12 protein-coding genes are annotated in these 14,312 nt (G+C 71.5%); 7 read left to right on the top strand and 5 right to left on the bottom strand.

Features of this window, described 5'->3' with window-relative positions:
• Positions 1 to 183: 183 nt before the first annotated feature.
• The 3 genes from C5708_RS08725 to C5708_RS08715 all read left to right on the top strand — a co-directional run bounded on the left by C5708_RS08725 (position 184) and on the right by C5708_RS08715 (position 3,317).
• Positions 184 to 561 carry a VOC family protein gene (locus tag C5708_RS08725; protein WP_242920036.1) on the top strand — a complete coding sequence of 126 codons (378 nt, stop codon included), beginning with the start codon at positions 184 to 186 and terminating at the stop codon, positions 559 to 561.
• Between the two features lie 156 nt (positions 562 to 717).
• Positions 718 to 1,431 carry a heme-binding beta-barrel domain-containing protein gene (locus C5708_RS08720; RefSeq protein ID WP_242920034.1) on the top strand — a complete coding sequence of 238 codons (714 nt, stop codon included), beginning with the start codon at positions 718 to 720 and terminating at the stop codon, positions 1,429 to 1,431.
• 416 nt (positions 1,432 to 1,847) lie between these two features.
• Complete coding sequence (locus C5708_RS08715) at positions 1,848 to 3,317, top strand: matrixin family metalloprotease (RefSeq protein WP_242920032.1); 1,470 nt, start codon at positions 1,848 to 1,850, stop codon at positions 3,315 to 3,317.
• Between the two features lie 5 nt (positions 3,318 to 3,322).
• Here the strand turns inward: C5708_RS08715 and C5708_RS08710 are convergent, their stop codons facing one another.
• From C5708_RS08710 to hutI, 5 genes are all read right to left on the bottom strand, one after another.
• Positions 3,323 to 3,916: a HutD family protein gene (locus tag C5708_RS08710; RefSeq protein ID WP_242920030.1), complete on the bottom strand. Its 594-nt coding sequence runs from the start codon at positions 3,914 to 3,916 to the stop codon at positions 3,323 to 3,325.
• A 2-nt stretch (positions 3,917 to 3,918) separates the two neighbouring features.
• Positions 3,919 to 5,586: a urocanate hydratase gene (gene hutU / locus C5708_RS08705; protein ID WP_242920028.1), complete on the bottom strand. Its 1,668-nt coding sequence runs from the start codon at positions 5,584 to 5,586 to the stop codon at positions 3,919 to 3,921.
• 199 nt (positions 5,587 to 5,785) lie between these two features.
• Positions 5,786 to 6,625, bottom strand: a complete 840-nt coding sequence (gene hutG / locus C5708_RS08700) for an N-formylglutamate deformylase (RefSeq protein WP_242920026.1) — start codon at positions 6,623 to 6,625, stop codon at positions 5,786 to 5,788.
• Positions 6,622 to 8,178, bottom strand: a complete 1,557-nt coding sequence (gene hutH / locus C5708_RS08695; protein WP_242920024.1) for a histidine ammonia-lyase — start codon at positions 8,176 to 8,178, stop codon at positions 6,622 to 6,624. Before hutH ends, hutG begins: the two co-directional genes overlap by 4 nt.
• Positions 8,163 to 9,368, bottom strand: coding sequence for an imidazolonepropionase (gene hutI, locus C5708_RS08690; RefSeq protein WP_242920022.1), 1,206 nt, complete (start codon positions 9,366 to 9,368; stop codon positions 8,163 to 8,165). Before hutI ends, hutH begins: the two co-directional genes overlap by 16 nt.
• A gap of 86 nt (positions 9,369 to 9,454) precedes the next feature.
• On the opposite strand from hutI, the gene C5708_RS08685 reads away from it, so the two are divergent.
• The 4 genes from C5708_RS08685 to C5708_RS08670 all read left to right on the top strand — a co-directional run bounded on the left by C5708_RS08685 (position 9,455) and on the right by C5708_RS08670 (position 14,270).
• Positions 9,455 to 10,843, top strand: coding sequence for a formimidoylglutamate deiminase (locus C5708_RS08685; protein WP_242920020.1), 1,389 nt, complete (start codon positions 9,455 to 9,457; stop codon positions 10,841 to 10,843).
• Positions 10,840 to 11,580: a histidine utilization repressor gene (gene hutC / locus C5708_RS08680; protein ID WP_242920018.1), complete on the top strand. Its 741-nt coding sequence runs from the start codon at positions 10,840 to 10,842 to the stop codon at positions 11,578 to 11,580. Before C5708_RS08685 ends, hutC begins: the two co-directional genes overlap by 4 nt.
• A 238-nt stretch (positions 11,581 to 11,818) precedes the next feature.
• Positions 11,819 to 12,841, top strand: a complete 1,023-nt coding sequence (glk, locus tag C5708_RS08675) for a glucokinase (protein ID WP_242920016.1) — start codon at positions 11,819 to 11,821, stop codon at positions 12,839 to 12,841.
• Positions 12,842 to 12,947: 106 nt separating this feature from the next.
• A complete protein-coding gene (locus C5708_RS08670; protein WP_242920014.1) occupies positions 12,948 to 14,270 on the top strand; it encodes a sugar MFS transporter in 1,323 nt (440 codons plus the stop codon).
• Positions 14,271 to 14,312 lie beyond the last annotated feature (42 nt).

Below are 14,312 nucleotides of genomic sequence, written 5' to 3'. Positions count from 1 at the left end.
GGCGCTCCTCGCGGGGCGCCGTTTTTCGTTGGGGGCGCGAGACCGCCCGCGGGTTCACGGCTTACCCAAGGGCGCCCTCGAAAGCGCTGTCGCCGATCGAACGCCGACGCTAAACCCCTTCGCGGAGCCCGGCGCCGAAAGCCGGGCCAGGGGTTCAACGACGGTAAACGGAGGAGAAGCGGGATGTTTTCGCACGTGATGATCGGGACCAACGATCTGCAAAGGGCCAAGTCGTTCTACGACGCCGTGCTCGCGACCCTCGGCGTGCCGCCGTCCTGGGTCGACGGGCATCGCATGTTCTACCGGACCGAGACGGGCGTGTTCGCGGTGTCGGAGCCGATCAACGGCGAGCCGGCCTGCTTCGCCAACGGCGGCACCATCGGCTTCGCCTGCAGTTCGCCCGAACAGGTCGAGGCCTGGCACGCCGCCGGTCTCGCCAATGGCGGGACCTCGTGCGAGGAGCCGCCCGGCGTGCGCGAAAGCCGGCTGGGCAAGCTCTATCTGGCCTATCTGCGCGACCAGGACGGCAACAAGCTGTGCGGCATGCACCGGATGGGCTGACCGCGACGGCTTTCCGGCGGCGTCAGGCCGCCGGCGTCAAGGCGGCGCTCCTCGCGGGGCGCCGTTGCTGTTTTCGGCCGTGCCGGCGAGCCGCCCCTTGACGAGAGAGTTCGGGTCGATAGAGGCAATTGGTGACCTCTTCGGAGTTGACGCGCGATGATCTCCTTCCCCGACGACATCTTCACCGAACCGGAGAACGTCGATCCCGAGACCCTGGCCAATCTGGGGCCGCTGCGGCCGCTGGCCGGCGTATGGGAAGGGCGCAAGGGCGTCGACGTCAATCCGAAGGCCGAGGGGCCGGAGCGGCGCGACTATCTCGAACGCATCGAGATGCAGCCCATCGATCCCCAGGCCAACGGGCCGCAGCTGTTCTACGGGCTGCGCTACCACGTCCATATCGTCGCCTCGGACGAGGACACCACCTTCCACGACCAGACCGGCTATTGGCTGTGGGAGCCGGCCACCGGGCTGATCATGCAGACCCTGGCCATTCCGAGGGGGCAGGTGGCCTTGGCCAGCGGCCGCGCGGCGGCGGACGGCGCCAGCTTGGTCGTCCGCGCCGAGCGCGGCGGTCCCGGCTATGGCATCTGTTCAACGGACTTCCTGGAATGGGCGTTCCGGACCGATTCCTATGAGCTCGAGGTGAGTTTCAACGCCGACGGCGGCTGGAGCTACGTGTCGACGACCATGCTGCAGGTTCGCGGCCGGGCCGAGCCGTTCCGCCACGTCGACCGCAACACCCTCGCCAAGGTCGCCGGACCGCAGCCCAATCCGCTGGCGCGGATCGAGGCGGGCAAGGCCACCCTGGCCCAGGCGCACGGCTTCGTCTCGATGGGCCGTGCGGCGGCGGAACCCGGCAGCGAACAATAGGGCCGCCGGCCTCTTAGGGCGCGGGGAACAACCGCGCCACATAGCGCCATATGGAGCGCCGCCGCGCCGTGCGGCTTGACGGCCGCCTGCTGACGGCCTTGGGGCGTTCCGTGGTCCTCCGAGGTCCCACGTCTGCGGCGCGCGGGATGGTCCCGGCGCAACTTACGAGCATTGCTCAAGGTTTCCTTAAGGTTGCAACTCGTGTACGTTGCGCCGGCAGTGCACCGCGTTCTCTGATCTCGCGTCGGAGCGTCGCCAGTCAGCCGCTCCTTGCACAACGGAGCCTGACAATGAAGCGCAGAGACCTGCTCATCGGCGGCGCCAGCTGGTGCGGATGCTGCTCGGCCGCCTTGGCCCAAGGGCCGGCGAGCGACTAGGCCCGCTCGCGCCAGCCCTATACGAGCATCAGGGGAGCCTTGACCCGTCCCCCCGGCGGCCGCTGGCGCTGCGGCGTGCCCGATCCGCCGCGCAACGGCGGCGGGCTCGGTCCCAAGGCCTATGGCCTGAAGGCGAGCGGATGGCGCGGCAAGTTCGACTTCTCATGGTCGTATTCCGGCTCGGTCGTCGGCGTCGGCGGGCCTGCGGCCGTCACGCCGGTACTCGTGCGCGCCTTCGGATTGTGGGCCCAGGCCGCGCCGTTGCTTCGCTTCCGCCAGGTGGCGAGCGGCGGGGACATCGCTCTGGAAGTCGGGCCGCTGACCGCGCCGGCGATCGGCCTAACCACGCCTGACGGCCGGTCGATCACCTTCAGCAATGGAGCGGCCTTCTCCGCGAATGCGACAGGCCCCAACCAGAGCTTGCTCAACGTCGCCACCCACGAAATCGGCCACGCCCTGGGGTTGCTGCACGCCACCACCGGCAATGCGATCATGAACGCCTTCGCGGGACCCCAGGAGGTCCTCAATTCCGACGACTACGGTGCGATCAGGGCGCTCTACAACTGGCCGCCTCAACAGCAGCTGGCCTTCGGAACGGAGCAGGCGCCGGCCCTGTGCGTCTGCGGCGGCGTGCTGGTGATGGCCTGGCGCGGCGCCGGCCACGACCGCAACATCTGGATGTCGTTCTCACGCGACGGCGCCAATTGGTCGCCGCAGAAACGCTTTGGCGACGTCGCCACCATCGGCGGTCCGGCTCTGGCCTATGATGGAACTCGACTCTGGATGGTCTGGCGGGGAACCGGCGACGACCAGGGGCTCTATTTCAAGTCCAGCACCGACCTCTTCGCCCGGGACAACCCGCCGCAACAGGGCCTGGGTTTCGCCGGATCGTCGCATGGGCCGCGCATCGCCATCATCGCCGGCGTGCCGACCATGGTGTGGAAGGGGGTGAACGACGATCAGGGCATCTACGCCTCGCAGTTCCGCGCTGGCCGCTGGCAGGGGCAAACCCGTATTCCCAATGTCGGCACGGCGGCGGCGCCCGCGATCTGCCAGGACATCGACGGCGGCGCCCGACTGCTCTGGCGGGGCGTCAGGGGCGACCAGTCGCTCTACACCACGACGGCGCCGCCGGGCTCGCTGGCCTTCGCCCCGCAAGTTCAGGTCAGCTGGGCCATCCCCGGCAACGGCGGGGCTGGCCCGAAGACCGAGCGGCCAGGATCGGCGGGCGGACCGAGCCTCGCCGTGATGTACGCCGCGCCCAACTTCACCTCGCCGGGGGCGACCGTGATCTTCGCGGCTTGGCGCGGCGTCGATGGCGACCAGGGCCTCTGGTTCAGCCAATTGGCGCGGGACGTCGCCGGGGCCGCGCCGGTATGGTCAAGCCAGGCCAACGTCCACAACGTCGGCAGCTCCGAGCCTCCCGGGATCGCCTATTTCAACAACCAGATCCGCCTGGCCTGGAAAGGCGTCGAGAACGACAACGGCGTCTACACCCTGGGCAACTGACCGGGCTATCCTGGCGCCGTCGGGAACAGCCGCGCCAGGTAGAGCGTCGCCGCGCCGTGCGGCTCGACGGCCAGGACGGCGTCCGGGCGGTGTTCGATCAGCAGGGCGTCGTCCGGCGCCAGCCGCCAGGCGCGGCCGTCGAGGCCGAGGCTGGCCTCGGCCGCCTGGCATAGGAGCAGGGCGGTCGGCGCGCCGACGGCGAGCGTGGTCGGGGCCTCGGGGGCCAGCCGCTCCAGTTCGGCCGTCCAGCGGCCGCGCCGGGTCATGATGTTGAGGTCGCGCACCGGGCCGCGGATCAGGGCCGCGTCGGTGTCGACGTCGCCTGGGAAGGCGGCGGGGGCGGAGCGGCGGCTCAGCTCCAGGGACGGGCGGCCCTGGACGCGCAGGGCCAGCCGTCCCTCCAGCACCGCCAGCACGCGGTCGACGCCGGGAAAGCGCGAGAACGGGCCGCCCGCGTCGACCTGGGCCATGCTGACGCGCCAGTCGAAGGCTTCGAAATCCGCGCCCGGCGGGAAGGCGGCGACCTCGGCGGTGACGCCGAGGCCGTTCTTCCACGGCGTGACCTTGTGTCCCCCGGCAGGAAGCAGCCGCGCCGTCATGCTCAGCCGAGGATGCCCGGCAGGTCGAGACCGTGCTCGCGGGCGCAGTCGAGGGCGATGTCGTAGCCGGCGTCGGCGTGGCGCATGACGCCGGTGGCCGGGTCGTTCCACAGCACGCGTTCGAGCCGGCGGGCGGCGTCCTCGGTCCCGTCGCAGACGATGACCATGCCCGAGTGCTGCGAGAAGCCCATGCCGACCCCGCCGCCGTGGTGCAGCGACACCCAGGTCGCCCCAGAGGCGGTGTTGAGCAGGGCGTTGAGCAGCGGCCAGTCGGACACCGCGTCCGAGCCGTCGCGCATGGCCTCGGTCTCGCGGTTGGGCGAGGCGACCGAGCCGCTATCGAGGTGGTCGCGGCCGATGACGACCGGGGCCTTCAGCTCGCCCTTGGCGACCATTTCGTTGAAGGCCAGGCCCAGCCGGTGGCGATCGCCCAGGCCGACCCAGCAGATGCGCGCCGGCAGGCCCTGGAACTTGATCTTCTTGGCCGCCATGTCGAGCCAGTTGTGCAGGTGGGCGTTGTCGGGAAGCAGTTCCTTCACCTTGGCGTCGGTCTTGTAGATGTCCTCCGGATCGCCCGACAGGGCGGCCCAGCGGAACGGACCGATCCCGCGGCAGAACAGCGGGCGGATATAGGCCGGCACGAAGCCGGGGAAGTCGAACGCGTCGGCGACGCCCTCTTCCTTGGCCATCTGGCGGATGTTGTTGCCGTAGTCGACGGTGGGCACGCCCATCTTGTGGAAGTCGAGCATGGCCCGCACGTGCTCGGCCATCGACTTGCGGGCTGCGGCCTCGACCGCCTTGGGATCGCTGGCGCGCTTTTCTTCCCAGTCGGCGACGGTCCAGCCCTTGGGCAGGTAGCCGTTGATCGGGTCGTGGGCCGAGGTCTGGTCGGTGACGGCGTCGGGGCGCACGCCGCGACGGACCAGTTCGGGGAAGACGTCGGCGGCGTTGCCGAGCAGGCCGACCGAGACCGGCTTCTTGTCCGTCTTGGCCTGTTCGATGATGGCGAGGGCCTCGTCGAGGTCCTTGGCCATGACGTCGAGATAGCCGGTGCGCAGGCGCATCTCGATGCGCGAGGCCTGGCATTCGACCGCCAGGCACGAGGCGCCGGCCATCACCGCCGCCAGCGGCTGGGCGCCGCCCATGCCGCCGAGGCCGGCGGTCAGGAACCAGCGTCCGGCCAGGTCGCCGCCATAGTGCTGGCGGCCCAGCTCGGCGAAGGTCTCGTAGGTGCCTTGGACGATGCCCTGCGTGCCGATGTAGATCCACGAGCCGGCGGTCATCTGGCCGTACATGGCCAGGCCCTTCTTATCGAGCTCGTTGAAGTGGTCCCAGGTCGCCCAGCGCGGCACCAGGTTGGAGTTGGCGATCAGCACGCGCGGGGCGTCGGGGTGGGTGCGGAACACGCCCACCGGCTTGCCCGACTGCACCAGCAGGGTCTGGTCGGCCTCCAGCCGCTGCAGGGCGGCGGTGATGCGGTCGAAGCTCTCCCAGTCGCGGGCGGCCCGGCCGATGCCGCCATAGACCACCAGCTCCTCCGGGCGCTCGGCGACGTCCGGGTCGAGGTTGTTCATCAGCATGCGCAGCGGCGCTTCGGTCAGCCAGCTCTTGGCGGACAGGTCGGTTCCGCGCGGCGCGCGGATCAGGCGGGTGTTGTCGAGACGGGTCATGACGGGTCCTGGGGCGTTTGGGCGATGACTCAAGCGCCCTCCCCCTCGATGGGGGAGGGTTGGGTGGGGGCGAAGGCAGGGTGTTTCGGGAAGGGCGCGAGCGGCGCGGAGGCCATCGGATGGCGCCGCGCGCTCACCCCCATCCCCGGCCCTTCCCCCATCGAGGGGGAAGGGAGGCCCGTGACGAGACGCCGCCGCATCAGCGCGCGCCTTGAGCTGCTTCGGCGAAGGCGATGCAGGCCTTCAGGATGTCGCTCAGGACGGCGCGCATCGGCGCGGCCCTGGCCGGGTCGTAGGGCGTGGGCCAGTTCGCCTCGGTCGGCGGCTCGGCCGGGTCGTCCATGTAGCCTCGGCAGGCCAGCTCCATCTGCACGGCGTGGACGCCGTCCTCGGGGCGGCCGTAACGGCGGGTGGTCCAGCCGCCCTTGAAGCGGCCGTCGACGATGCTGGAGAACGGCGAGGCGACGCACAGGGCGTCGATGGCGCCGGTCAGCGCGACGGCGCAGCTCGCGCCGCTGTTCGTGCCGATGTTGAAGTTCGGCAGCGGCCCGTCGAACAGGCGCGGGATCAGCGAGCGGATCGAATGGGCCTCGTACAGCACCACCGTTCCGTGCGCGGCCTTCAGCCGGGCGATCTCTTCGGCCAGGGCGTCGTGATAGGGCGCGAAGTAGGTCTCCCGCCGGCGGGCGATCTCGGCCTCGTCGGGCGCGCGGCCGTCCTGGTACAGCGGCTCGCCGTCGAAGGTGGTGGTCGGGCAAAGCTCGGTGGTCGCCTGGCCGGGATAGAGCGAGGCGCCCGTCGGGTCGCGGTTGACGTCGATGGCCGTGCGCGAGATCGCCGTGCGCACGGTGGTCGCGCCCAGGCCCTGCGCGAAGTCGTAGAGGCGGTCGACCCACCAGTCGGCGTCCTTGCGCGCCAGCCAGGGCGAGACCAGGCTGGGCGCGATCTCGGCGGGCAGGTCGGTCCCGGCATGCGGGAAGCTGACGATCAGCGGCGCCTCGCCCCGCCGCACCTGCAGCCAGGCGGGATGGGCGGTCACGCGGCCGCCTCCGTCACGCCGGGCAGGGCGACGCCCGCCGCCGCCTTGGCTACGGCCTCGGAGCGGACCAGGGCGATGGCCAGCTCCATGTCCGGGTGGAAGTGACGGTCGTCCTCGAGCGTTGGCACCCGGGCGCGCAGGGCGGCGCGGACGGCTTCCAGCGCGGCGCTGGACTTGAGCGGGGCGTGGAAGTCGCAGCCCTGGGCGGCGGCCAGCAGCTCGACGCCGATGACGGCGGTGGCGTTGTCGACCATGCCCAGCAGGCGGCGCGCGCCGTGGGCGGCCATCGACACGTGGTCTTCCTGGTTGGCCGAGGTCGGGATGGAATCGACGCTGGCCGGATAGGCCTTCTGCTTGTTCTCCGACACCAGGGCGGCGGCGGTGACCTGCGGGATCATGAAGCCGGAATTGAGCCCCGGCTTCGGCGTCAGGAAAGCCGGCAGGCCCGACAGGGCCGGATCGACCAGCATGGCCACACGGCGTTCCGACAGCGAGCCGATCTCGCACACCGCCAGGGCGATCATGTCGGCGGCGAAGGCCACCGGCTCGGCGTGGAAGTTGCCGCCCGACAGCGCCTCGTCGGCCTCCGGGAAGATCAGGGGGTTGTCCGAAACGCCGTTGGCCTCGGTGGCCAGGGTCGCGGCGGCCTGGCGCAGCACGTCGAGGGCCGCGCCCATCACCTGCGGCTGGCAGCGCAGGCAATAGGGGTCCTGCACCCGCTCGTCGTCCTTCAGGTGCGAGGCGCGGATGGCCGAGCCCGCCATCAGGGCGCGCAGGGCGTCGGCGGTCTCGATCTGGCCCTTGTGGCGGCGCAGGGCGTGGATGCGGTGGTCGAACGGCGTGTCCGAGCCCTTGGCGGCCTCGGTGGACAGGGCGCCGGTCACCAGGGCCGAACGGAACAGCACCTCGGCCTCGAACAGGCCGGCCAGGGCGTTGGCGGTCGAGAACTGGGTGCCGTTGAGCAGGGCCAGGCCCTCCTTGGGGCCGAGCGTCAGCGGGGCGAGCCCGGCCTGGGCCAGGGCCTCGGCGGCGGGCAGGCGGGTCTCGCCGACGAAGATCTCGCCGACGCCGATCATGGTCGCGGCCATGTGCGACAGCGGCGCGAGGTCGCCCGAGGCGCCCACCGAGCCCTGGGCCGGGACCACGGGGGTCAGGCCCTTGGCCAGCATCGCCTCCAGCAGGGCGACCGTCGCCGGCTTCACCCCCGAGGCGCCTTGCGCCAGGCTGGCCAGCTTCAGCGCCATCATCAGCCGGGCGATCGGAACCGGCATCGGCTCGCCGACGCCGGCGGCGTGCGACAGCACGATGTTGCGCTGCAGCCGCTCCAGGTCGGCGCTCTCGATGCGGACGCTGGCCAGTTTCCCGAAGCCGGTGTTGATGCCGTAGACCGGCTCGCCCTTGGCCAGGATGCGCTCGACGGCGGCGGCGCTCTCGGCGATCAGCGGCGCGGCCGAGGCGTCGAGCCGCGCGGCCGCGCCGCGATAGACCGCCCGCCAGTCGGCCAGGGAAACCTCGCCGGGACGCAGAACAATCGGATTCACTTGCCTCTCCATACGCGGGCATGGAGCGGGTTGAACCCCATGCGATAGACCAGCTCGGCCGGTCGTTCGATGTTCCAGATCGCCAGATCGCAGCGCTTGCCGGCCTCCAGCGTTCCGATCTCGTCCTGGCGGCCCAGGGCGTGCGCCGCCTCGCGGGTGACCCCGGCCAGGCACTCGTCCACGGTCATGCGGAACAGGGTGGCGGCCATGTTCATGGTCAGCAGCAGCGAGGTCAGCGGCGAGGTGCCGGGATTGCAGTCGGTGGCCAGGGCCATCCGCACGCCGGCCGCCCGCAGCGCCGCGATCGGCGGAAGCACGATCTCGCGCACGAAGTAATAGGCGCCGGGCAGCAGCACCGCCGTGGTGTCCGCCGCCTTCATCGCCGCGACCCCGGCCTCGTCCAGATGTTCCAGGTGATCGGCCGACAGGCCTCCGAACTCGGCCGCCAGGGCCGCGCCGTGCAGGTTGGACAGCTGTTCGGCGTGCAGCTTGACCTTCAGGCCATGCCGCTTGGCCGCCTCGAACACTCGCCGGGTCTGGTCGAGGGAGAAGCCGATGCCCTCGCAGAAGGCGTCGACGGCGCCGGCGAGGCCCTGTTCGGCCACGGCCGGGATCATCGCCTCGCAGACGAGGTCGATATAGCCGTCGGCGTTCCCGGCGAACTCCGGCGGCAGGGCGTGAGCGCCCAGGAAGGTGGGGACGATGTCGACGTCGCGGGCGCCGGCCAGGGCGCGGGCGGCGCGCAGCTGCTTGAGCTCGTGGTCGAGGGCCAGGCCATAGCCCGACTTGACCTCGACCGTGGTCGCCCCCTCGGCGATCAGGGCGTCGAGGCGGGGCAGGGCGGCCGCGACCAGCTCCGCCTCGCTGGCGGCGCGGGTGGCCCGCATGGTCGAGACGATGCCGCCGCCGGCGCGGGCGATCTCCTCGTAGGAGGCGCCGGCCAGGCGCAGCTCGAACTCGCGGGCGCGGTCGCCGCCATGGACGAGGTGGGTATGGCAATCGATCAGGCCGGGCGTGATCCAGCGGCCGTCGCAATCGACGGTCTCGCGCGCCTCAAGATCGGGGGCGTCGGCCTGCGGCCCGGCGAAGACGATGCGGCCGTCGCGGGCGGCGACCAGGCCATGCTCGACCTCTCCCAGGCCGGGGCGGTCCGGGGCGAGCGTGGCCAGACGGGCGTTACGCCAGATCCGATCGCAGCGCATGATCTCCTTCCCAGGGGCGGCCGGGGCGGGCTTGGCGTCCGGCTCTATAATGTATAGACATATGCTCAGGCGATGAGGGTTGTCCAGTGACCAGCAACGAGAATTTCGATCCGCCGGCCCGGGCCGCCCTGTGGTTCGAGAGCGCCCTGCTCGATACGGGTTGGGCCCGGAGCGTACGCGTGGGCGTCGTGGGCGGCCGCATCGGCGAGGTGGCGTGCGACGTCGCGCCGCAGCCGGGCGACGAGATCGGCGCCGTCGCCGTCGCCGGCCTCGCCAACCTGCACAGCCACGCCTTCCAGCGAGGCATGGCCGGCCTGGCCGAGGTGCGCGGCCCGGCGGGCGACAGCTTCTGGACCTGGCGGGACGTGATGTACCGCTTCCTCGAACGGCTCGGCCCTGACGAGGTCGAGGCTGTCGCCGCCATGGCCTATGTCGAGATGCTGGAGAGCGGCTTCACCCGCGTCGGCGAGTTCCACTACCTGCACCACGATCCCTATGGCCGCCGCTACGCCGACCCGGCGGAGATGGCCGCCCGCATCGCCGCCGCCGCCGCCGCGACCGGCGTCGGCCTGACCCTGCTGCCGGCGTTCTACGCCCACGCCGGCTTCGGCGGCCTGGCGCCCAACGCCGGCCAGAAGCGGTTCGTCAACGACATCGACGGTTTCGCGGCCTTGCTCGCCGCCAGCCGCCGCGCCTGCGCGGCCCTGCCCGACGCGGTGGTGGGCCTGGCGCCGCACAGCCTGCGCGCGGTGACGCCCGAGGAGCTGGGGCTGCTGGTCGAACTGGCCGGGGCGGGGCCGATCCACATCCACATCGCCGAGCAGGTCAAGGAGGTCGATGACTGCCTCGCCTGGGCCGGCCGCCGGCCGGTGGAATGGCTGCTGGAGGCGGCGCCGGTCGACGGGCGCTGGTGCCTGGTGCACGCCACTCACCTGATCGAGCGCGAGGTCGAGGCCCTGGCGCGCTCCGGCGCCGTGGCCGGGCTGTGCCCGATCACCGAGGCCAATCTGGGCGACGGCCTGTTCCCGCTGCTCGCCTACAAGGCCGCCGGCGGGGCGCTCGGCGTCGGCTCCGACTCCAACGTCCTCATCGACGCGGCCGAGGAGCTGCGCCTGCTCGAATACGGCCAGCGTCTGACCTTGCGGGCCCGCAACGTCGCCGCCGACGGCCCGGGCCGCTCGACCGGCGCGGACCTCTACCGGGCGGCGGCGGCCGGGGGCGCGCGGGCGCTCGGCGCGCCGGGCGGCCTGAGCGTCGGCGCCTCGGCCGACATCGTCGGCCTGAACCGCGACCATCCGTCGCTGTCGGGCCGTTCCGACGACGCCCTGCTCGACAGTTGGGTGTTCGCGGGGCGTCATGGGGCCGTCGACGCGGTCTGGCGGGCGGGGCGCCGGGTGGTCAGCCAAGGACGCCATCACGCCCGCTCCGAGATCGCGCGCCGATACGCGGGGACGCTGAAGAAGGTTCTGGCTTGACCAAGAGCGACGTCACGGGCGGGGAGCCGCCCTCAACTCTGCACCAGCGCATCCGCGGCGACATCGAGGCCAGGATCCTGTCGGGCGCCTGGGCGCCGGGACATCGCATCCCGTTCGAGCACGAGCTGATGGTCGAGTACGGCTGCTCGCGCATGACGGTGAACAAGGCGATCTCGGCCCTGGCCGACGTCGGGCTGGTGGTGCGCCGCCGCCGCGCCGGGTCGTTCGTCGCCCGCCCGCGCATCCAGTCGGTGGTGCTCGACATCCCCGACATCCAGGGCGAAATCCAGCGCCGCGGCGAGCCCTACGGCTTCCGGCTGCTGTCGCGCCGGCGGCGGCTGGCCAATCCGCGCCGCCCCGAGGAGGTCGAACTGGCCGAGGACGGCGAGGTGCTGGTGCTGCGCGGCCTGCACCTGGCCAGCGACCGTCCGTTCTCGCTGGAGGAGCGGCTGATCGGCCTTTCCGCCGTGCCCGAGGCGGCCGGGGTCGATTTCGACGAAACCTCGCCGGGCGCCTGGCTGCTGAGCCATGTTCCGTGGACCGAGGCCGAGCACCGCATCTACGCCGTCAACGCCGACGCGGACGCGGCCGGCCTGCTGGCCATCGAGCCGCGCGCGGCCTGCCTGGCGGTCGAGCGGCGCACATGGCGCGGCGGCGAGCGGATCACCTTCGTGCGCAACCTGTTCCCGGGCGACGCCTACGACCTGATCGCCCGGTTCGGTCCCGCCCGGGCCTGAGGTCGAAGCGGCGGCGCGTGCGTTTTCGCGGCCAGGGATGATGACAACGTTGTCATTGTGCGCTAGCTGGAGGACAGGGAGGCCGCTCAACAATCATGGCCACACATTCGCATCGTAACGGCGGCGCAGTCCGCCGCGCCCGCCCGTCCGGGGCGTTCCCGTCGTCGGGGGAAGGGCGGGGGGACGGAACGCCGACCCTGCCGACCGCGTTGGCGTCGGGGGCGTGGGAGAACCCGGCGTGAGCCAAGCGCACGCAGTCAGCAAACCGATCGCCGGCGCCCCGCGCCAGGACGCCGGACTGGGTCTGGTCGGCGACATCGGCGGCACCAACGCCCGATTCGCCCTGACCGATCTGTCCAAGCCGGACGATCAGGTGTTCGAGGCGCAGAGCTTCGCCTGCCGCGATTTTCCCAATGTCCACGACGCCGTCGCCGCCTATCTCGAACAGCGGTCGCCTGGGCGCATGCCGACGCACGTGGTCCTGGCGGTGGCCGGTCCGGTGGTCGACGGGGCCATCGCCTTCACCAATATGAGCTGGCGGTTCTCGGAGCGCGACCTGCGCGCCCTCGGGTTCGGCCAGGCCAAGCTGATCAACGATTTCGCCGCCCTGGCGGTCGCCGCGCCGACCCTGGGCGAGGCCGACGCCCGCCCGATCGGCGGCCTGCGGAACCCCGAGCCGAACCAGAACCTCGCCGTGCTGGGGGCGGGCACCGGTTTCGGCGTGTCGGCCCTGGCGCGCGACGAGCACGGCGCCACGCCGATGGCGACCGAGGGCGGCCACGCCGCCTTCGCCCCCAACGACGACGTCGAGACCGAGGTATTGCGCTTCCTGCGCGGGCGGTTCGGGCGGGTGTCGCTGGAGCGCATCCTCTCCGGGCCGGGCCTGGCCAACCTGCACGAGGCCCTGGCGGCGGTCGACGGCCGCCAGGACGTGCGCGTCGATCCGGCGGAGATCACCCGCCTCGGCCTGGCCGGGGACCAGGACTGCCGGCGCACCCTCGACCGCTTCTGCGCCATCCTGGGCTGCGTCGCCGGCGACCTGGCCCTGACCTACGGGGCCAAGGGCGGGGTGTTCATCACCGGCGGCGTCGTCGCCCACCTGATCGACATCCTGGAGCCGGGACCGTTCCGCCGGCGGTTCGAGGCCAAGGGCCGTTTCGTGCCCTATCTGGAGGCGATCCCCACCTGGGTCATCACCCGGCCGCACGTGGCGCTGAGCGGCGCGGCGCGGGTTCTGCACGCCCTGGCGCGGGCTGGCTGACCGCGATGGTTGACAACGTTGTCATTAGCTTTAGCCTAACCTGAAAGAGCGCGCCAAGGCGTCGTGGCTAAAGCGCCAGGGCCAGAGCGCCAAGGAAGGAAACGGCATGGAATATTCGGGCGCGGCCGCCTCGCGGTCGGTCGACGGCGCGGGCGCGGGCAGGTCGGCGGGCTGGATGGCGCCTCTGGTGACGGTGCTGTTCTTCGCCTGGGGCTTCGCCACGGTGCTGATCGACACCCTGATCCCCAAGCTGAAGGGGTTGTTCGCCCTCAGCTACGCCGAGGTGATGCTCACCCAGTTCTGCTTCTTCCTGGCCTATCTGGTGATGTCGACGCCGGCCAGCATGCTGATCAACCGCATCGGCTACATCCGCGGCCTGGTGGCGGGCCTGTGCATCATGGCGGTCGGCTGCCTGCTGTTCTCGCCGGCCGCCGCGCTGGGGGTCTATCCCGGTTTCCTGGCCGCGCTGTTCGTGATGGCCTCGGGCATCACCATCCTGCAGGTCGCCGCCAATCCGCTGATGGCCACCCTGGGCGATCCGGCCAAGTCGCACAGCCGCCTGACCTTCGCGCAGTTCTTCAACTCCCTCGGCACCTTCGTCGGTCCGTGGGTCGGCTCGGCGCTGATCCTGGCCGGCGGCGTCGCCGTCGCGCCCGACCCGAAGACGATCTCGGCCGAAGCCCTGGCCGTCTTCCGCCGCACCGAGGCCCACGCCGTGCAGCTGCCGTTCCTCGGCATCGCCGCCGGCCTGATCGTCCTGGCGGTGATCTTCTGGATCGCCCGCCGCTCGGCCGCCGCGCCGGCGCCGGCCGAGCAGAGCCGTCCCGCCTTCACCCTGCTGCGGCGTCCGCGCCTGGCGCTCGGGGTGCTGTCGATCTTCCTCTATGTCGGCGCCGAGGTGTCGATCGGCAGCCTGATGATCAACTACCTGATGCAGAAGGGCGTTCTGGGCCTCGACGCGGTCTCGGCCGGCCATCTGGTCAGCTTCTACTGGGGCGGGGCCATGGTCGGGCGGCTGATCGGCTCGGCGGCCCTGCGCTTCGTCAAGCCGGGGGCGGTGCTGTGCGCCTGCGCCGTCGGCGCGGCCCTGATGGCGGCGGTCTCGGCCAACACCGCGGGCGTCGTGGCCGCCGCCACCCTGATCGGCGTCGGCCTGTTCAACTCGATCATGTTCCCCACCATCTTCGCCCTGGCCATCGAGGGCCTGGGCGAGGAGACCCCGCAGGGCTCGGGCCTTCTGTGCATGGCCATCGTCGGCGGGGCGGTCGTGCCGCTGATCACCGGCGCGCTGGCCGACCATTTCGGCCTGGCGCTGGCCCTGACCGCGCCGATCCTGTGCTATGGGTGGATCTGCGCCTACGGCCTGCTGACCCGCAGCGGCGTGCTCGACAGGCGCTATCCCCTCGATGCGGCGACGCCCGGGGGTTGAGGGCCGCGTTTATCTTTGCGAGGCGGGCCGTTAGGCTCGCCT

The organism is Caulobacter sp. CCUG 60055, from assembly GCF_022750545.1.
Lineage (GTDB): Bacteria > Pseudomonadota > Alphaproteobacteria > Caulobacterales > Caulobacteraceae > PUIC01.
This window is presented reverse-complemented; position numbering and strand designations above follow the sequence as displayed.

Bases quoted from the DNA above. Each gene is read 5' to 3' on its own strand.
- C5708_RS08725 (WP_242920036.1), top strand. From the start codon at position 184: ATGTTTTCGCACGTGATGATCGGGACCAACGATCTGCAAAGGGCCAAG.
- C5708_RS08720 (WP_242920034.1), top strand. From the start codon at position 718: ATGATCTCCTTCCCCGACGACATCTTCACCGAACCGGAGAACGTCGAT.
- C5708_RS08710 (WP_242920030.1), bottom strand. From the start codon at position 3,916: ATGACGGCGCGGCTGCTTCCTGCCGGGGGACACAAGGTCACGCCGTGG.
- hutU (WP_242920028.1), bottom strand. From the start codon at position 5,586: ATGACCCGTCTCGACAACACCCGCCTGATCCGCGCGCCGCGCGGAACC.
- hutH (WP_242920024.1), bottom strand. From the start codon at position 8,178: ATGGAGAGGCAAGTGAATCCGATTGTTCTGCGTCCCGGCGAGGTTTCC.
- hutI (WP_242920022.1), bottom strand. From the start codon at position 9,368: ATGCGCTGCGATCGGATCTGGCGTAACGCCCGTCTGGCCACGCTCGCC.
- C5708_RS08670 (WP_242920014.1), top strand. From the start codon at position 12,948: ATGGAATATTCGGGCGCGGCCGCCTCGCGGTCGGTCGACGGCGCGGGC.